Annotated in this window: 17 protein-coding genes; 7 read left to right on the top strand and 10 right to left on the bottom strand. The window is 73.3% G+C overall.

Features of this window, described 5'->3' with window-relative positions; translation table 11 throughout:
• Nucleotides 1-235: 235 nt before the first annotated feature.
• A complete protein-coding gene (locus ACWDAK_RS20675; RefSeq protein ID WP_344639553.1) occupies nt 236-928 on the bottom strand; it encodes a TetR/AcrR family transcriptional regulator in 693 nt (230 codons plus the stop codon).
• Between the two features lie 103 nt (nt 929-1031).
• Here ACWDAK_RS20675 and ACWDAK_RS20670 point away from each other — a divergent pair, with 103 nt between their 5' ends.
• Entirely contained in the window at nt 1032-2069 is a 1038-nt protein-coding gene (locus ACWDAK_RS20670; RefSeq protein WP_427394506.1) for an aldo/keto reductase, read from the top strand.
• Between the two features lie 139 nt (nt 2070-2208).
• Here the strand turns inward: ACWDAK_RS20670 and ACWDAK_RS20665 are convergent, their stop codons facing one another.
• Nucleotides 2209-2391: a hypothetical protein gene (locus tag ACWDAK_RS20665; protein ID WP_344639551.1), complete on the bottom strand. Its 183-nt coding sequence runs from the start codon at nt 2389-2391 to the stop codon at nt 2209-2211.
• Between the two features lie 189 nt (nt 2392-2580).
• Nucleotides 2581-3165 (bottom strand): aminoacyl-tRNA hydrolase, encoded by a 585-nt coding sequence (pth, locus tag ACWDAK_RS20660; RefSeq protein ID WP_344639550.1) that lies wholly within the window; start codon nt 3163-3165, stop codon nt 2581-2583.
• 311 nt (nt 3166-3476) lie between these two features.
• On the opposite strand from pth, the gene ACWDAK_RS20655 reads away from it, so the two are divergent.
• The gene (locus ACWDAK_RS20655) at nt 3477-4424 is read left to right on the top strand and encodes an ROK family glucokinase (protein WP_427394505.1); all 948 of its coding nucleotides are present in this window, start codon (nt 3477-3479) and stop codon (nt 4422-4424) included.
• Between the two features lie 87 nt (nt 4425-4511).
• On the opposite strand, the gene ACWDAK_RS20650 is transcribed toward ACWDAK_RS20655, so the two are convergent.
• Genes ACWDAK_RS20650 through ACWDAK_RS20640 form a run of 3 tightly spaced genes read right to left on the bottom strand, consistent with a single transcriptional unit; the run spans nt 4512 to nt 8762 of the window.
• On the bottom strand, nt 4512-5507 hold the full coding sequence (locus ACWDAK_RS20650) for an ROK family protein (RefSeq protein ID WP_344639548.1): 996 nt from the start codon (nt 5505-5507) through the stop codon (nt 4512-4514).
• A gap of 13 nt (nt 5508-5520) precedes the next feature.
• The gene (locus ACWDAK_RS20645; RefSeq protein ID WP_427394504.1) at nt 5521-7701 is read right to left on the bottom strand and encodes a beta-galactosidase; all 2181 of its coding nucleotides are present in this window, start codon (nt 7699-7701) and stop codon (nt 5521-5523) included.
• A complete protein-coding gene (locus ACWDAK_RS20640) occupies nt 7698-8762 on the bottom strand; it encodes a zinc-dependent alcohol dehydrogenase (protein ID WP_427394503.1) in 1065 nt (354 codons plus the stop codon). The genes ACWDAK_RS20645 and ACWDAK_RS20640 overlap by 4 nt, the downstream gene beginning before the upstream one ends.
• Nucleotides 8763-8880: 118 nt before the next feature.
• Between ACWDAK_RS20640 and ACWDAK_RS20635 the strand changes: the two genes are divergently transcribed.
• Entirely contained in the window at nt 8881-9711 is an 831-nt protein-coding gene (locus ACWDAK_RS20635; RefSeq protein WP_344639545.1) for an SDR family oxidoreductase, read from the top strand.
• Nucleotides 9712-9751: 40 nt separating this feature from the next.
• Here ACWDAK_RS20635 and ACWDAK_RS20630 read toward each other — a convergent pair whose 3' ends face one another.
• From ACWDAK_RS20630 to ACWDAK_RS20615, 4 genes are all read right to left on the bottom strand, one after another.
• On the bottom strand, nt 9752-11026 hold the full coding sequence (locus ACWDAK_RS20630) for a phosphotransferase family protein (RefSeq protein WP_427394502.1): 1275 nt from the start codon (nt 11024-11026) through the stop codon (nt 9752-9754).
• Between the two features lie 111 nt (nt 11027-11137).
• On the bottom strand, nt 11138-12046 hold the full coding sequence (locus ACWDAK_RS20625) for an inositol monophosphatase family protein (protein WP_344639543.1): 909 nt from the start codon (nt 12044-12046) through the stop codon (nt 11138-11140).
• On the bottom strand, nt 12043-13314 hold the full coding sequence (locus tag ACWDAK_RS20620) for an aspartate aminotransferase family protein (protein ID WP_344639542.1): 1272 nt from the start codon (nt 13312-13314) through the stop codon (nt 12043-12045). Before ACWDAK_RS20620 ends, ACWDAK_RS20625 begins: the two co-directional genes overlap by 4 nt.
• A 91-nt stretch (nt 13315-13405) precedes the next feature.
• On the bottom strand, nt 13406-14155 hold the full coding sequence (locus ACWDAK_RS20615) for an HAD family hydrolase (RefSeq protein ID WP_344639541.1): 750 nt from the start codon (nt 14153-14155) through the stop codon (nt 13406-13408).
• A 365-nt stretch (nt 14156-14520) separates the two neighbouring features.
• Here ACWDAK_RS20615 and ACWDAK_RS20610 point away from each other — a divergent pair, with 365 nt between their 5' ends.
• From ACWDAK_RS20610 to ACWDAK_RS20595, 4 genes are all read left to right on the top strand, one after another.
• Nucleotides 14521-15429 carry a PfkB family carbohydrate kinase gene (locus ACWDAK_RS20610; RefSeq protein WP_344639540.1) on the top strand — a complete coding sequence of 303 codons (909 nt, stop codon included), beginning with the start codon at nt 14521-14523 and terminating at the stop codon, nt 15427-15429.
• Entirely contained in the window at nt 15426-16127 is a 702-nt protein-coding gene (locus tag ACWDAK_RS20605; protein ID WP_427394500.1) for an HAD family hydrolase, read from the top strand. Before ACWDAK_RS20610 ends, ACWDAK_RS20605 begins: the two co-directional genes overlap by 4 nt.
• A 4-nt stretch (nt 16128-16131) precedes the next feature.
• Nucleotides 16132-17052: a glycosyltransferase gene (locus ACWDAK_RS20600; protein WP_427394499.1), complete on the top strand. Its 921-nt coding sequence runs from the start codon at nt 16132-16134 to the stop codon at nt 17050-17052.
• Between the two features lie 551 nt (nt 17053-17603).
• Nucleotides 17604-18362 (top strand): hypothetical protein, encoded by a 759-nt coding sequence (locus tag ACWDAK_RS20595; protein ID WP_427394498.1) that lies wholly within the window; start codon nt 17604-17606, stop codon nt 18360-18362.
• The last annotated feature ends 14 nt before the right edge of the window (nt 18363-18376 follow it).

Below are 18376 nucleotides of genomic sequence, written 5' to 3'. Positions count from 1 at the left end.
ACTTGGACGGACTTCGCCGACCACCGGAGCCGGGCGGCTCACACCGGCCGGCCGCCGCTCCGCCACCGTACGGGACGGTGCGGTTCCGGTGATCCGTGCCCGCCGCCGTGTACGGGCGTGTCCCGCACCGCCATGCTTCACCCGAACCGGTGACCCGGCCAGGACCTGCGGTGTGCCTGTCGGCCGAGGTGAGCGGAGGCGGTTCCCGGCTGTGTGTGGCGCGCTCCCGGCGAAGTCAATGCCCGTCCGGGCGGTGCCCTGCGGCCGCCGGGCCGACGGCGGTCGAGGACGGGGCCGGGGAGTGGGGGAGGCGGTAGGCGCCGGCGCGCGCGGCGGCCGCGGCGGCCGCGGCCGCCTGGTCCGCGGCGGCGGGATCGATCGGCTCACCGCTGGCGAGGAGGCGGTGGTAGAGCGGGGCGGAGACGGCGCGGATGACCTCGTGGGGATCGGTGCCCTCGGGGAGTTCGCCCCGTTCGATCGCCCGGGTCACGCAGGGCGCCCATTCGGCGATCCGGGTGCGGTAGAAGCGGTGCAGGGCCTGGGCGGTGTCCGGGTCGCAGGTGGCGGCCGCGATGACGGCCTTGAACAGCGGGCCCTGGCGGGGGTCGGTGAGGGTGCGCTGGACGAGGTGGGCGTTGGCCCGCAGGTCTCCCAAGAGCGAGCCGCTCTCGGTCCGCGGCAGCGACTGCTCGGCCATGTCCACCAGCAGATCGGCGACCAGTGCGGTGGTGGTGCCCCAACGGCGGTAGACGGTGGTGCGGCCGACTTCGGCGCGGCGGGCGATGTCGCCGAGGTCCAGGTAGGCGAAGCCGTGCTCGGCGAGCGCGTCCCCGGCCGCCTGCAGTACGGCGGCGCGTACGCGCGCGGTGCGTCCACCGGGGCGGGCCCGCCCCGGCTCCTGGGCTTCGGCAGCGCCTTCTGTCGCCATAACGGGACTCCTGTTCCATTAGATGGCCAAGCCTGTTAGATTGGAGCCATCTTAACGGAACTTCAGTCCCGTTAGTGGGGCTGTGGCGGTGAGAGGACCAGCCATGGAGTACAGGCAGTTGGGGGCATCCGGTCTCAAGGTCCCCGCGTTGAGTCTCGGTACGGGCACTTTCGGCGGCCAGGGGCCGCTCTTCGGCTCCTGGGGCACCACGGACGCCAAGGAGGCACGCCGGCTGCTGGACATCAGCCTGGAGGCCGGGCTCACCATGTTCGACTCCGCTGACGTCTACTCCGACGGCGCGTCGGAGGAGGTGCTCGGCCAGGCCGTCAAGGGGCGTCGGGACCAGGTGCTCATCTCGACCAAGGCGGGCCTGCCGCTGGGGGACGGGCCGGGCGAAGCGGGCACCTCCCGAGCACGCCTGATCAAGGCCGTCGAGGAGGCGCTGCGCCGGCTCGGCACGGACTACATCGATCTCTTCCAGCTGCACGCCTTCGACGCCGCGACCCCGGTCGAGGAGGTACTGGGCACGCTGGGCGATCTCGTACGGGCGGGCAAGATCCGCTACACCGGGGTGTCCAACTTCTCCGGCTGGGAGCTGATGAAGTCGCTGGCGGCGGCCGAGCGGCTGGGCACTCCCCGCTATGTCGCGCACCAGGTCTACTACTCGCTGGTCGGCCGGGACTACGAGTGGGAACTGATGCCGCTCGCGGCCGACCAGGGGGTCGGCGCCGTGGTCTGGAGCCCGCTGGGCTGGGGCCGGCTCACCGGGAGGATCCGGCGCGGCAGGCCGTTGCCGGAGGGCAGCCGGCTGCACGACACCGCCGACTACGGCCCGCCGGTCGAGGAGGAGCAGCTCCACCGTGTGGTCGACGCCCTGGAGGAGATCGCGCAGGAGACCGGCCGGGCCGTCCCGCAGATCGCGATCAACTGGCTGCTGCGGCGCCCGACGGTTTCCTCCGTCATCATCGGCGCCCGCAACGAGGAGCAGCTGCGGCAGAACCTCGGCGCCGTGGGCTGGAGCCTGACGGACGACCAGGTCGCCCGGCTGGACGCGGCGAGCAGCCGCACCGCGCCGTACCCCTACTTCCCCTACCGGCGGCAGGAAGGCTTCGCCCGGCTGAACCCGCCGATGGCCGGCTGAACCCGCCGGAGCGACGCCCGGGCCCCAGCGAGCCGCCGTGCGGGCGCCGGCGTCCAGCGGACCGGTCGACGTCCGCGCGGTCGGCCCGCGACGAGGGTGCTCCCCGGGCCCTGCCGGGGGAGCACCCCTGCGTGCGGCGTCACTGGAGATCCTCGAGGTCGTCCTGGTCGTAGGAGGTGTCCTCGTCGGTCGGGGCGCTGCGCCGGGATTCCTGGCGGTGCTGCCGGAGCTGGCGTTCCTGCTCCTGTACGGACTGGGTCTCCTCGGTGAGGTCGTCCATGTAGTGCGTCTCGCCGTACGGGTCGCGTTCTCTGTCGGCCATGTCTTCCCTCCTCGGTCGAGCTGGGGTCGAGCTGGGGTCGAGCTGGGGTCGAGGGGGCGGACGTCGGGCGGACGTCCCCAGAACAGCGTGGCACTCACCCGGATGGCCCGCACATCGGTGGACGGACACCTCGGGGCACCGGCCGGACGGCAGGGTGCGGTGAAGGTCCCGCGCCGGCCCGGGAGCGGCTCACACGCCGGCGGAGTGCAGCTGGGTCTGGGCCTGGCCCAGGCCACGGGTGACCAGTGCCTCGACGGTGTCGGCGCAGCGGTCGAGGAGCGCCGGCAGTTCCGTCCGCTCGCTCTGGGAGAACTCCTTCATCACGAACGTCCCTATCGTCTGGCCCTTCGGCGGACGCCCGATGCCGAAGCGAAGCCGGGTGTAGTCGCGGGTCCCCAGGGCGTTGCCCACCGAACGCGCCCCGTTGTGCCCGCCGGGACCGCCCCCGCGCTTCAGCCGGATGACGCCGAACGGGAAGTCCAGGTCGTCCTGCACCACGACCAGCCGCTCGGTCGGAACGCCGTACGTCCGCAGCGCGGTGACGACGGGGTTGCCCGACAGGTTGATGAACCACTGAGGCTTTGCCAGGACCACGAGCCGGCCGTCGACCTCGATCTCCGCGGCGCCGTAACGGGCCTTGCGCAGCCGGAACTTGGCGCCGTAGCGCTCGGCGAGCCGGTCGACAGCCAGGAACCCGGCGTTGTGCCGGGTGCCGGTGAACCACGGCCCGGGATTGCCCAGGCCCACCACCAGCCAGCGCTCGTCAGATCTCATCGACTCAGAACCTCCGCGTATCGGTACCACGCCGGTCACGGTTCGGCCGGCGCGGACGGTATTCTGCGCCATCGGCCTGACAGACCGTCTCCCGGATGGCCCCAGGAGGGCAGGAGCAGCAGCGCCCCCGCGACGGTACGAGTTCCGCGCCCCGGGGTCCCAACTCCCGGGGAACCACCTGCCGGTCGGCCGCCGATGGCCGGAAGGACACTGACCGACGCCGGGTGCGGGGCAGCAGAATGCCCGAGTGGGCCCAGCCGAGTCCGAGCGGTGCGGGCGCAGGCCGACGGCAAGCGGGAGGTCTGGGGGCGATGGCACTCACCATCGGTGTGGACATAGGCGCCAGCAAGATCGCGGCTGGGGTGGTCGACGAGGCGGGGCGGATCCTCCGCCGGGTGAGGGTGGCCACCCCTCGGGAGCCGGACCGGGTCGAGTCCGCCGTCTGCGACGTCGTCGAGGCGGTGCGCGGTGACCATCCGGTGGCGGGCGTGGGACTGGGAGCCGCCGGATTCGTCGACGAGAAGCGCGCCACGGTGCTGTTCGCCAAGCACATCGGCTGGGAGTCCGAACCGCTCGGGGCCGTGGTCGAGAAGGTGCTCGACCTGCCGGTCACGGTGGAGAACGACGCCAACGCCGCTGCCTGGGGCGAGGCGCGGTTCGGGGCCGGACGGGGCCGTGACCCGGTGGTGTGCGTCACCGTCGGCACCGGGATCGGGGGCGGTCTGGTGGTCAACGGCGGTCTGTACCGCGGCCGTTACGGTGTCGCGGCGGAGTTCGGCCATCTGCCGGTGGTCCCCGGTGGGCTGGTCTGCGGCTGCGGCAGCCGGGGGTGTTGGGAGATGTACGGTTCGGGGACCGCGCTGGTACGGGAGGCGAGGGCCCTGGTGGCCGCCGGCACCCCGGAGGCCGCGCCGCTGCTGCGGCGGGCGGGCGGCACCGTCGATGGACTGACCGGCCCGCTGCTCACCCGGGCGGCCGGGGAGGGGGACCAGGCGGCACTCGGCCTCCTCGCCGGGCTCGGCCACTGGTTGGGGGTAGGTCTCGCCGCGCTGGCCGCCGTCCTCGATCCCGCCTGCATCGTCATCGGCGGCGGTGTGGGTGCGGCGGGCGAACTGCTGCTCGGCCCCGTCCGGGAGTCGTTCCGCGAGCACCTCACCGGGCGCGGCCACCGGCCAGAGGCGGCCGTCCGGCCGGCGGCGCTGGGCAACGACGCCGGTCTGGTCGGGGTGGCCGACCTGGCCAGGCGGCCCCTGGGATGAGGTCCGCGCGGTCGCGCCGCGCTCGGGAGACACCGTGGTGAGGCCCGGGTGGCCGGCCGGGGAGGGGAGTGGCTGGCCGTGCTCCCGTCAGGACCCGTCGGGCGACCGGCCGGTGAACTCGTCGAGCGCCAGCACGGCCGCGCCGATCGCGCCGGCGTCGTTCCCGAAACGAGCGGGCACCATGGGCACCCCGGGACGGTCACCGGGGGAGTACAGCCAGCTGGTGAACGCGGCACGGGCCGGCCCGAGCAGGAGCTCGCCGGCCGAGATCGGGCCGCCGCCCACGACCAGTACCGACGGGTCCAGCATGTTGGCCAGCGAGGCGAGTCCGCGGCCGGTGAGCGTGCCCACCCGGGCGAGGATTTCGACGGCCTGCGAGTCGCCCTCCTCGGCCGCCCGGGTGACCGCCTCTCCCGCGCCGGCGCTCCCCCGGCCGATCAGCCTGGCCAGTGCCGAGCCGGGACGGGCCGCGGCGGCCTCGCGGCCGAGCCTGGCGATGGCGCGGCCCGACGCGGAGACTCCCCAGCACCCGTGCTCGCCGCACTCGCACCGGGGGCCCTGCGGATCGACGATGAGATGGCTGACCTCGGCGGCGTAGCCGTGGGATCCCCGCAGCAGCCGCCCTCCGACGATCATGCCGCAGCCCAGCCCGGTGCCGATCGTCACCAGCACCATGTGGTCGTGGCCGCGGCCGGCACCTAGTCGGTACTCGGCCCAGGCGGCCGCGTTCGCGTCGTTGTCGGTGCGGACCGGCAGCCCGACCGAGTCCGCGATCATCCCCCGCAGCGGGGCCCGGGCGAACTCCAGGCCGGGGGCGAAGACCAGTGCTCCGGTGCGGGCGTCGACCATGCCGGGCAGGCCGGCCCCCACCGCTACGACCCGGTCGCCGCGGACCTGCTTCACCAGGCCGGCGAGGGTGTCGACGAGGTCCTCGGCGCTACCGCGCGGAGTGTCGCAGCGGGCCCGGGCCAGTACCGTGCCGTCCCGGGCGACCCGCAGCGCCGCGATCTTGGTGGCGCCGACGTCGATGCCCACGGCCTCCGTCGGGGCGGCTCCTGCCGGTGGCGGGGTTGATGTCGTCACTGCGCCTCCGTCGTCACTGTGCCTTCGGCAGAGTCACCCGCAGGTCCGGCGGCCCGCCGGCGGTACGGACGTCGAAGCCGCTCGGCCGGCGCACCGCGGACAGGTCGCACGGCTGGTCCGAGGTGAGCACGTCATCGCCCGCCCGAACCCGGACCGGCACTCCCGAGTCGGTCCTCTCGTCCAATCCTTTCACATAGCAGGCCCGCAGCCGGCCGTGCGAGATCCGGACGACCGCGCAGCCGCCGGACACCAGGTCGGCGGTGACGGGCCGTCCACGGAACTCGGTGCGGGCCCGCCGCACCTCGTCGGACCGGTTGAACAGGAACACGAAGCAATCCTCGGGATCCGCCGCCGAACTCCGGAACTCCAGCCACCCGCCGGTCCCCGGACGTACCGTCACCTCACCCGCACGGGTCAGCCACTTTGCCACCGCCGCCCCGACGGGCCGATCGTGCGGCGCGACCACACGGACCTTCGGCGACCGTTCACCGCTCGCCGTCAACCGTCCCACCGCGTCGGCCAGTTCGGTGCATGGCGTCAACATCTCGTCCAGACGAGGGAGTTCACCCAGCAGCAGGAGGGATCCTCCGTCGTCCGCGAATCGGGCCAGCCGTCCTTGCAGCGCCCGCCCCATGAAGAAGCCGGAGGACACCACTAGCGGCCCGTCCCCGGGGCCGGGCGCCCACTCCCCGGTCAACTCGGCCAGCCGGAAGGGCAGGTTGTGCGCCAGGCAGTGGGCGACGAACGGGACCAGGGTCTCCCCGGCCGGCGCGGGCAGCGGGCGCCCGGCCCAGGTGGCGGGCCCGCCCTTCTCGGACGCCCAGGCACCGACCGCCGCGTACGGCGGGTGGAGCCCCCAGGTGATGCCCGGCTCCGGCAGGGAGCGGACCAGGGCGGCCCCCTGCCCGGCGAGGAAGTGGGTCAGCACGCGCAGCGCGGCGAAGGCCGGGCCGGGAGTGCCGTCCACCCGGATCGGTGCCGCCTCCCCGTACGGCGGGTCGAGTTGCGCCGGATCGCCGGCCGTCTGTGCCAGGTAGCCGCGGTCCACTGCGAGGTGCTCGCCCCAGCCGGCGGTGGCGCAGGCCGGATAGACGTCGATGCCGGTCGCTCCGCAGGCGACGCCGAGCAGGGCGTGGTGGATCGGGACCACCGGGAAGGCGCAGCCCGGGTCCACCCAGCCCAGCCCCCAGTTCTCCTCGATGTTCGGGCCGCGCCCCTGCTTGGCCGCCAGGACGTAGTTGACCAGGGCTTCGTCGTCCGACAGCACGTTCCCCGCCCAGCTGGTGTAGGCGCGGGGCAGCGCGGTGGGCCGCCCGGGCCGGTTCCTGGCCAGCCAGGCGTCGTACCGGCCGGTCGGGCGGGCGGGGGCGCGGTCGGCCCGGGCCGGGGGCGAGGAGGTGGTGAACACCGGGACGGCCGGCCCGAGTTCGACCGCGAGCGTCCGCATCCCCTCGGCGAGCGCCTCGGCCGACCACTCGCCCCAGCGCAGCATGGACCGCAGCCGGTCGGTGGAGAGCGGACCGTCGTCCGGTCCGGGTGCCTCGACCCCGGGCGCGAAGGCGCCGAAGCGGCGCAACCCCGCCGGTGAGTAGTCGAGGGCGTCGATCGCCAGGGCGGTCTCGCCGTAGTGCCCCTCGTTGCCGATCTGCACCGCGACCACCGGGCCCGCCGGGTGGAGGAACGGCTGCAGGACCCGCCCGACGGCGCGCAGCCAGGATCTGGCGTCGGCGAGGAAGACCGGGTCCGAAGCCGAGGGCAGGGCGAGCCGCTGGGAGAGCAGCGGCTCGCCGTCGGCCGAGAGCGCGGCCTGGCGGCCGGGGGTGGCGGTGGGGCTGAGCCGGTCGGGCAGCCCGCCGAAGGGCAGTTCGGCGTGGACGAACGGGCCCGGTTTCGGCACCGCGAGCAGCCCGGTGGCGGCGACCAGCTCCAGGAAGCCGACCAGGTCGCGGTTGCCGTCCCCGGCGAACCGGAAGTGCCGGCCGCCGCCGTCGGTGACCTCGTGGTGCCGCCAGGGCACGTAGCAGGTGACCGCCTCGATCCCGGCCGCGCGGATGGCCCGCAGCTTGGCCGCCCACCGTTCGGGAGCATCCCGGTAGTACGGGTACTCGCCGGCGATCAGGAACCGCGGACCGCCGTCGAGCCAGAGGGCCCCGCCCACCATGGCGGCCCGGGCCGCGCCCGGTTCGCCCGTCACGGCGCCATCCGCTCGTCCGAGGCCAGCAGCACCTTGAGCGCACCGTATCCGGTGGGCGGGTCGCCCGGGTCGCCCGGGTCGCCCGCCGGCTGCGGTCCGGCGGGTGCGGCGGCCAGCAGGGCCAGGGCCTCGGCGTACCGGTCCAGCGGGAGCACGTGGGTGACCAGGGAGTCGAGCGGCAGGTCGGCCGCCAGGTCGAGCGCGAGCTCGAAGTCGGCCGGCCGGTACGGTCCGGCGCCCACCAACCGGATGCCCCGGGTCACCAGGTACCGCAACGGTACCTCGGCGACGGCCGTCTCCCGTTCGCCCATCACCACCACGGTGCCCGCCGCTGCCAGCGTGCTCAGGACGCCGTTCGGCAGGGTGCCGGTGGTGTCGATGACGGTGTCTGGGGCGGGAGTGCCCGGGCCGGTCTCCTCCGTGGCCAGTACCCGGACCTGGCGCGGCAGCAGGGATTCGGCCAGTTCCAGGCGGAGCGGGTCGCGGTCGGTCAGTGCCACCCTGGCGCCGCGCCTGGCGAGGACCAGCGCGCACAGTGCGCCGATCGGGCCGGCGCCGATCACCAGGATCCGGTCGTCCGGGCGCGGCCCGGCCGCGGCCAGGTTGTTCAGTACGCAGGCCAGCGGTTCCACCAGAGCGGCGCGCCGGTAGGACATCGATGCCGGCAGGCGGTGCACGAAACGCTCGGGCAGGACGACGTACTCGGCCATCGTCCCGTCGCGGTCGACCCCGATCTCCCGGCCGTCCTTGGCCTCGCAGTGGGCCGGCAGCCCCCGTCGACAGGTGCGGCACTGCCAGCAGTAGGAGGTCGGGTTGATCACCACCCGGTCGCCGGGCACGAGCGAGGTGACCGCGGCCCCGACCGCGGCCACCTCGCCGGCCGCCTCGTGCCCGAGGATCACACCGGGCTTGGCGGGGAAGCCGCCGAGCACGATCAGCCGGTCCGTCCCGCAGACTCCGGTGACCGCGACCTTGACCAGGACCTCGTCGGCCGCGGGCACCGGCACCGGGCGGTCCTGGAGGGCCACCCGGCCCGCCTTCTCGAACGTGAGCGCTTTCATCCGGCTCCTCCCCTCTTCCCCCAGGGCGGGCCCGCGTGGTGTCATCGCATCGCGCGACCACATGACCGGCTCAATGCCCTTGATGGGAGCTGTTTATGACGATTCATCAGGTCACTGCATGAGGATCCTGCTGCTCGGTGCTTCGGGGTTCGTGGGCGGCGGTCTGTGGACCGCCCTGGCCGACCGGCACGAGGTGGTCGGCACCTTCGCCACCCGCCGGGTTCCCGGGCTGGTGCCGCTCGACCTGCGGGACGAGCGGGCCCTCGCCCTGCTGGCGGGCGAGGGCGGGTTCGATCTCGTCGTCCACGCGGCCGGACTGGTGCCGCTGGAAGCGGCGGAGAGCGATCCCGTGCTGGCCCACGCGCTGAACGTCCGGCCGGTCGAGGTGCTGCTGGACTCGCTGCGGGGCTCGGCGGCCAAACTGCTCCTCCTCTCCAGTGACAACGTCTTCGACGGCACCCGGCCGCGGTACACCGAGGACGACCCCAGGTCCCCGGTGAACGTCTACGGCCGGACCAAGGCGGCCGCCGAGGACCTGCTGCTCGCGGACGGCACCCACCTGGTGGTGCGCATTCCGCTGGTCTTCGGACGCAGTCCCTGGGCGGACACCTTCCTGGCGCGGATGGCCGGGCCGAGGACCGCCGCCCAGACGGATCTGGTCTGCGCGCCGCTGTACCTGCCGAGCCTCGCCCCGGCGCTGACCCGGCTCTGGGACCGCACCGGGGTGGTGCACTACGGCGGCAGGGAGGTGGTGACCAGGTTCGAGCTGATGTCGCGGGTCCAGCGGGCGCTCGGCCTGCCCACGCGGGTGGTGCCGGTGCGCGACCGGGAGATCCATCCCGACTGCCGGCGTCCGCCCCGGCTGGTGCTCAGGAGCGCCCGGCACTCCCTGGAGGGGCCGGACCTGGACAGCGCACTCGCCCACCTGGCGGCGGACGCGACCGGCTGACGGGCGCGCCGGACGGGTGCCGTGGTCGGCGCGGCACCCGTCATCCGCCCGGCAGGTGGTCGGCCACCAGCGCGAGGTGGCGATCCGCGTCCAGCTCGCCGGGCCGGCCGAGCTGCACGTCCAGATCGTTGATCAGCAGAGCGCCGAGGAGGTAGTGGCCGAGGGCGAGTTCCGCCGGCGTGGAGTTCGCACCCCGCACGTCGGGCTTGGGTTTCGGGTCCGAGAGCCGGCACGGGGCCTCCGCCAGTACGTGGAGATCGTGGAGCAGCAGCAGCCGTTCCAGCCAGTGCGGATCGTCCTCGAACAGCTCGGCCAGCCCGTCGGTGGCCCTCAGGAACGGCAGGAACCGGTGGATCGCCGCGCGGTACCCCGGGAACACCTGCTGCCGGAAGCCCACCTCGTACTCCCCGCGTCCCGAGCGGCGCACCGAGAAGCCGAGTCTCAGTCCCGGGTCCCACACGCTGAGGCTGAACAGGGTCTTCGCCAGGTCGTAGACCGGGTCCCAGGGGTCGGTGGCGCCGCGCGGGTCGATGATCCGGAACTCGGCATCCGTACCCGGGAGTTCGCGGAGCAGCAGATTGCGCGTGTTGGCGTCCCCGTGCGCGGGGAGCATCAGCCGGACCGGCGCCATCCGGGCGAGCCGATCCGAGTGACGGGCCGTCAGTCGATCCAGCACCAGCCGCGGGGCGTCGCACGGTACGCCGTTGACGACGAACCGGTCGGCGTCGAGCAACTCGGCGGGCAGCGCCCCGCGCAGCACGGGCAGCCGGCGCAGGAAGCGCCCCACCGTGATCGCGGCCAGGTGGCCGGCCGGGGCCGGGACGGCGTGAACGGCGTAACCGTCGAGGACCAGGGCCCGGACGACCGCCGTGTACCGGCGGAAGAAGGTCTCCGCTCCGTCGGACGGACCGCGCAGCGGGGCCGCGAGATCCTCGGAGGCGTAGTAGGGCGTGGTGCAGGCCGACCAGGTGTCGCCGTCGAGGGCGTGCACGATCGGGAGGTAGTGCGCGGCCAGCCGTGGCGCGCCGGCCCGGATCAGCTCGATCTGGCGCAGCTTGTGCCGGAACGAGGTCAGGTCGTGGCCGTCCACGACGCCGTCCCCGGCCACCAGGACCTTGACCACCAGGGCCTCCCCGGACGCCGTGCCGGCCCGGTACACCCGGGCGGGGGAGCCGCCGTCGAGGATCTCGTCGCCGACGCTCAGACCGAGTGCGCCGGCGACGGCCGCCAGGGCGCTCTCGTCGGTCCACCCGCCGGCCGGGGGACCGAAGGGTAGGTCGATGTGCTGGACGTCGGTGTACCGGACGTCGGTCAACGGCGTTGCCTCCTCGTCCCGGGGCGGGACGGCGGGAACCTCCGCCCCGGTCGTGCTGTGGCGTCCCTGCGGACGCTCCGGCGGACGGGCCCCGGAGCGTCCTCGGTCCGGCTACCAGCGGATGGACTCGATCAGCGCGGCGTGCAGCTTCGCCGTGCAGGCGGCGATGCACGAGCGCTGGTTGGCCGGGCCGATGTCCAGCAGCAGGGTGTCGCGCAGCGAGCCGCCGTAGGCGTCGGTGATGGTGACCCCGGCCCGCTCCGCCAGGAAGACCGAAGCCGCGATGTCGTACGGGAACAGGTGCAGGATGCTGCCGTGGCCGACCCGGCGGAACTCGGACTCGGTCTCGGGGCGGTCGCGGAGCAGCCGGTTGCCGATGTCGACGTAGGCGTCCATCTGGCCGGTGATGATCCGGGAGATGGAGAAGGACGCGCTGTTGAACACGTACACGCCGCCCCGGTTGGCCGAGGCGTCGACCAGGTGGCCGTAGGCGCCGAGCATCAGGTGTGCCGGGTGGCCGTTGAACTCCAGCGACCAGAACATCCGCTCGAGGTCCTCGGTGGCCGACAGCCGGGGCACCGGGGTGCGGAAGCCGCCGGTCTCGATCCCGCTGCCGTGGACGTCGGCGTACAGCCAGTTGCCCGTCTTCAGCTCCTGGAGCACGGCGTACTCGATGTCGCCGATGGTGGGCGACTCGGTGAAGCGGGCCGCGGCGATGGAGACGCAGGCCATCTCCAGGTCGGCGGCGGCGCCCCTGGTGCCGTCGATGGGGTCGATGACCAGCACGTGCCGGGGCCGTGAGCCGATGGTGCGCAGGCCCTCGCTCTCGGTGTAGACCGCGACGGGTGCGCCCTGCTCACGCAGGTAGTCCCAGGCGGCCCGTTCGGCGAGGACGTCGACGGGGAACTCGGCGTCGCCGCCCATCGCGGTGCCCGCGACGTAGCGGCTGCCGACGCTCTCCCGGCCGCTGTTGACGGCCGCCCGGATCCGCCGGGACAGGCCCTGCACCAGCGCCCTCATGCGACCGAGAGGAACAGTCGCTCCAGCAGGTCACACATCTCGTCCGCCTCCCGCATAGTCATGATCAGTGCCGGTCGAACCTTCAGCACGTTGCCGTGCCCGTACAGCGACGTCCGCAGCAACAGTCCCTGCTCCAGGCCGAGTTCGGCCAGGTGGTTGGTCAGCCTGGCGTCCGGGCGTCCGGTGCGGTCCACGATGTCGATGCCGATCATCAGGCCCACACCGCGCACCTCCTGCACGAACGGCACCTTGGCGGCCAGTTCGCGCAGCCGGGCCGTCACGTGCGCGCCCACCGCCCGGACGTTCTCCAGGAACCCGGGACGGCCGATCACCTCGATGGTCTTCACGGCCGCGGCGGCGGCCAGCACGTTGCCGCCGAAGGTGGAGTTGATGTGGTGCCCCGCCACGCCGGTCAGCCGGTCCTCGGTGAGGATGCCGGCGATCGGCATGCCCGAGCCGCCGAGTCCCTTCCCGAACGTCATCATGTGCGGGGCGACCCCGAAGTGGTCGGCGGCGAACATCTGCCCGGTGCGGCCGAACCCGGTCTGGATCTCGTCGAAGACCAGGATGATCCCGCGCTCCTCGCACAGGTCCTTGAGCGCTTGGAGGTAGCCGTCCGGCGGCACCACGTTGCCGCCGTTGCCGCTGATCGGCTCCAGCACCACGCAGGCCACCCGGCCGGTGCTGGCGTAGTCGATGAAGTCGTTGATCCGCTCGACGCAGAGCAGGCCGCAGGTGGCCCGCTCCTGCTTGTAGAAGCAGCGCAGGCAGTGCGGGTCGGGGACGTGCACGACGCCGGGCAGCATCGACGGGAAGGGGGTCCGGCGGAAGGCCGCGCCCGAGGCGCCGATCATCGCCAGCGTCTGGCCGAGGTGGCCGCGGAAGAGCGTGACCACGTCGGACTTCCCGGTGTGCGCCTGGGCGATCTTGACGGCCCCCTCGTTGGCGTCGGAGCCGCTGGCCGACTTCAGGTGCACCCGGGTGAGGTTCGGCGGAGAGACCTCGGCCAGCTTCGCCACCAGGTCGTTCAGCGGGCCGGTCTGGAACTTGGAGGTGACGTGGATCAGATTGGCGGCCTGCTCGCGAACCGTCTCTACGATCTCGGGGTGGGCGTAGCCGAGGCTCAGGTTGAACGTCCCGGCGGAGCAGTCGAGATAGCGCCGTCCGTCGTCGGAGTAGAGGTAGACGCCCTCACCGGCGACCACCCGGAGCTTGTCCGGCAGGTAGTAGTAGTGGTCCAGGACGTTCCCCACGTCCTGCGCGGACACGGGAGTAGGGCGGGCGACCGGTGATTCGGGGTCGGCATGCGTCATGAGCTCTGCCTCCGGCAGGTCGGCGGTTTCGCGGGGACGGGCACACTCACCGGGTGAGCGGCAGCGGACCGGTGCGGTCCGGCCGGGCGGGGCCCTGGGGGAGCGGTCCGAGGAGCGCGGGCAGGTCGAGCTGCTCGAAGGAGTCGCAGCGCAGATCGGCCTCGCCCAGATCGAGCCCGGCGGTCATCGGGTTGGGCACCGCGACGCACCGGATCCCGGCCCGCTTCGCGGCACGCAGGCCGCTCGGCGTGTCCTCGAAGGCCACCGCCTGCTCGGCGGGTACCCCCAGCACGTCGAGGGCCTCGACGTACAGGTCCGGCTCCGGCTTCGCGCGGGAGAGGTCACCGTCGGCGCACCGCACCGTGCTCCACCCCTCCCATAAGCCGCACTGCCGCGCGTACCGGGCGATCCAGTTCCGGGTCGAGTTGCTGACGATGGCCCGGGAGACGCCCAGCGCGTCGATCGTCCGCAGGACGGAGTGCACCCCGGGCCGGCCGCGCAGTCTGCCGAGCAGTTCGCGCTCCCGGCGGCGGACCCGGTCCTGCAGGGCCCGCCGGTCCACCGGCCTTCCGGTGAACTGTTCCAGCTGCGCCCACAGATCGAACCCGATCGTTCCGACGACCGAGGACCACAGCTCCGCGGAGAGCCGTCCGCCGAATTCCAGGAAGATCTCGGCGTGGGCGCGGAAGATGTCCGGCTCCGGATCCCACAGCGTCCCGTCGAAGTCGAAGAGGACCGCACGGACCGTGGACGAACTGGATGATTCCGTTTCGGGTAGCACGAGGGAAGACTTCACGCGGCTCTCCGTCCAACTCGGTACGGACTGTTGGGACGTGCAGCGGTGCGGTCTGTGTGGCGCGGGTGTCCGGTCGTGCGGGATCCCCGGGGCCCGGCGACCGGCGAGTGACAGGCTAGGCAGGTGCGCCACGGGAAGGGAAGAGTGCGTAGGCGTTCGGTCGGCCCGGAACGCCTACCCGTCCCGGAACAAGGGATCGGCCCGGCGGGTGGCGATCCGGCCGAATCGCCGAGGTGTTCTTCCCGGCGGTGCGACGGGGTGTCACACTCGGGCGACGACGTGTCCGATCACGTCCGGTGCCCGAGCAGACGTGTGCTTTTCCCGCGCCCGGTTCTCCCGGGTCCAGTACGGGAGTCGACGAACTGATGGACGAGGACGCTCTTCTGTGCGATACGCCGTTGCGCCGGCCCACCGGGCCCGACCGGTTCCGGGTGGCGGTGGTGGGACATGTCGAATGGACCACCATCGCCCGGGTCGAGACGGTGCCGCTCCCCGGTGACGTGATCCACGCGGATCCGCTCTGGCAGGGCCCGGCGGGCGGTGGCGCGGTGGCCGCCGTGGGGCTGGCGGAACTCGCAGGCGGCTGCACCTTCTTCACCGCCCTGGGCGACGACGACGCCGGGCACAGCTCGCGTACCGAGCTGGAACGGCGGGGCGTACGGGTGCTGGCCGCACCCCGCCAGGGGCGGACCCGCGAGGCGGTGAGCATGGTCGACGGCTCCGGGGAACGCACCACCGTCACCCTCGGCGAACGGCTGGAGCCGGCCGGGGGTGACGCGTTGGACTGGCGGGAACTGGCCGGTTTCGACGCGGTGTTCTTCACCGCCGGAGACACCGCCGTGCTGCGGGCGGCCCGGCAGGCGGCGGTCCTGGTGGTGACCTCGCGGGAGCTCGCGACGGTGTCGCGGTCGGGGGTGGTGGTCGACGCCATGGTCGGCAGCGCGCACGACCCGGCCGAGCGCTACGACCACACGCTGCTGGCGGAACCGCCTGAACTGCTGGTCAGCACCGAGGGTGTCCGGGGCGGGCGGTTCGTCCGCCGCGGTGAACCCGCGCGGCGCTACCCGGCGATCGAGGCCCCCGGGCCGGTGGTGGACACCTACGGCGTCGGCGACAACTTCGCCGCCGCGCTGACGTTCGCGCTCGGCTCCGGCTCGCGGACCTGGGAGGCGCTGGAGTTCGCGGCCCGCCGCAGTGCGTCCTGCGTCGCGCGACGCGGGCCGTTCGAGGCCACTGCCCTGGCCGGCGCCGGGCAGCGGGGGGCGGGCACGTGACGGCGACCCTGCTGCTGTGGGACATCGACGGCACCCTGATCTCCAGCGTCCCCGGGTGCGCCGAGATCTACCCGCGCGCCTTCGAACGGCTCACCGGCCGCCCCGCGGTCCACCAGGTGGACATCTCGGGTCGGACCGAACGGGACATCATGGACGAGTTGTTCCGCCGGAACGGACTCGGACCGGCCCCGCGGCACCGGTTGGCCGAGGTGCTGGTCCAGGAGCTCCGCCACAAGGCCGCAGAACTCGAAGCCGTCGGACGGGTCCTGCCCGGTGCCCGCGAAACCCTCACCGCGCTGGGCACGCGCGAGGGCGTCGTCCAGTCCGTGCTGACCGGGAACCTGCGCGCGAACGCCGCCCTGAAGCTCGGCGTCTTCGGACTCGACGAGCTGGTGGACCAGGAGGTCGGCGCCTACGGGGACGACGCGGTCGAACGGGCCGCCCTGGTCGCCGTCGCCCGGCGCCGTGCCGCGGCCGTCCACGGCCGCGTCTTCGACGCCGGCAACACCGTCCTGATCGGCGACACCGTACGGGACGTGGCAGCGGGCCGGGACGGCGGGGCCCGCGTGGTCGCCGTCGCCTCGGGGACGACCGGCGCGGCCGAACTGCGGGCGGCGGGAGCGGAGTCCGTCCTGCCCGATCTGCGGGACACCCCGGCGGTGATCCGCGCGGTATGGCCCGGCGGCGGCGCAGTATGACTCCATGTCGGAAGCGCAGCAGTTGAACGAGGCCGAGAAAGCCGAGAGGCCACCCGGAGCCGGGACGGTCTCGGTCGTGATCCCCGCGCGCAACGCCGCGGCGACCATCGCCTCGCAACTCGCGGCGCTGTGGCGGCAGACCTACCCGGGACCGTGGGAGGTCGTCGTGGTCGACAACGGTTCGCACGACGGCACCGGCGAGGTACTCCGGTCCTGGCAGCTCAGGATGCCGCAGCTGAAGGTGGTCAGCGCTCCGGCGAGCGGCGGCGCGAACCACGCGCGCAACATCGGTTGCCGGCACGCGAGGGGCGAACTGGTGCTCTGCTGCGACGCGGACGACCTCGTCGCCCCCGACTGGATGACCGCCATGGTGGAGACCCTGCGGACCAGTCCGGCCGTCGGCGGCTCGATGGAGCGCCGCATGCTCAACGGCTCCGTGGCACTCGCCGCGCGCCCGCCGCGCGGGGCCGACCGGCTGCTCGACACCTTCGGCTTCCTGCCCTATCCACTGGGCGCCAACTGCGGGTTCCACAAGGAGCTGTGGAGACGACTCGGCGGATTCGACGAAAGCTACCGCTACGGCTCCGACGACGTGGAGTTCTTCTGGCGGGCGCAACTGGCCGGATACCGCCTGGACTTCGCGCCGGACGCCGTCGTGCACTACCGGCTCCGCGCCGAACCGCGCGCCATCGTCCACCAGCAGTACCGCTACGGCAGATCGCACGCCAAGCTCTACCGGGACTTCGGCCCGCACGGGATGCCCCGCTCCCGGCCCGCCGAGGCCGCCAGGGCGTGGTGGGGCCTGCTGCTCCACGCACGGGACCTGGCCGCCTCACCGGAGAGCCGCGGCGCCTGGCTCGCCGTCCTGGCGCTCCGCGCCGGCCGGATCGCCGGGACGCTCCGACACCGGCGGCGCTACCTCTGAGAACGGCAGGCCCGACCGATCCGCGGTCACCGCGCCGCCTGAGGAGTACGCGGGCGGTGGTGACGAGGTCGAGCTCTGCCGACGAGCCGAACTCTCCTCGTACACGCTGGTGTTCGCACCGGAGGCGGTGAGGCGGTGCCGGGTGCGCGAACACCTCCGGTCAGTAGCCCGCCAGGGAGTCGGTTACGGCTGGGGCGATGCCCGGCTGATCCGCGACTTCCGTGCCCACGCCCTGCCACCGGCGGCGGCCCGGGAGGCGCTCCACAGCCGGTACCGGCTGGCGCAACGGCTTCCTGAAGTCATTTCACCGGAGGATTACGGGAGTTGGCGGCACGAGGCGGCCTGGGGCGCGGCCGCCTGGTGGGCAGTGTCCGGTACCGCGTGCCCGGTCCGTCGAAGCGGACCAAGCCCAGGTCGACCCGGTTCTGGCTCAGCTTGTGTCGTGTGATGACGCGCGGTGATCAGCGGGCGGTTTGAAGGCACTGCGCGTCCCCGAGTCAGAACGGCGGATCTTCGGTGTAGCCGCCTGTCCAGGAAGCTCGTTCGGCCACGTGTCCCCATGCCTCCAGCGCCTCCAGAACGCGACCCCCGAGTGCGGCACCCTGGTGGCCCGTTCGTACGTCCACCCGGCACTGCCGCCCGACGAGGTCCGGGTGCTGCTCACCGGTGCCGACGCGGGCCGCCATCGCGACCGTCTGATGGCCCACCAGGGGTGGGAGCTCATCGGCACGGCTGACACCGCGCTGCCGGACCGGGGGCCGATACCGTTCCCCGAGTCCGCGCTGGCCGAGCACCCCGGCCGGGCGGAGGCGGTGCTGCACTTCGTCGAGCGCTTCGAACGGGAGACGGCCGGCTGGCAGCGGTACCTGAAGCACGATCTCGACGCGGTCTTCCGGGAGCTCGCCAAGGCCGAACCCGCGCTGCTGCGCTGCTTCCTGGACGGGCTGGCCGACCGGTGCCTCGAAAACCGTGAGAGCGCGGCCGCGGTCGCGTACTTCGCCCGGGCCCGGGCCGCTGAGCGCAGCCTCACCGAGCCGTGCGACCAGGACTGGCTGGCCGACCGCTACACGGCGTTCGACGCGGTCGGCGCGCTGAGGGACACCGCGCTGCGGGCCCGGATCAAGGAGGTCAATGCCCGGGACATCCGGCGGACGGCGCGGACTGCCGGCCTCGACCCGGAGCGCGAACTGGCGCGAGTGGTGCACCGGTTGCTGCCTGCCCGGAGCCACTGCTGCCGTCGCACTGGCAGCCGTCCGGCTCGGGCCTGCCCGCGCTGGCCGACCTGCGGCTGCTGCTCTCCGGCGGCCTGACCGAGCTGGCCGCC

This window comes from Kitasatospora sp. NPDC001175, assembly GCF_053598215.1.
This window is presented reverse-complemented; position numbering and strand designations above follow the sequence as displayed.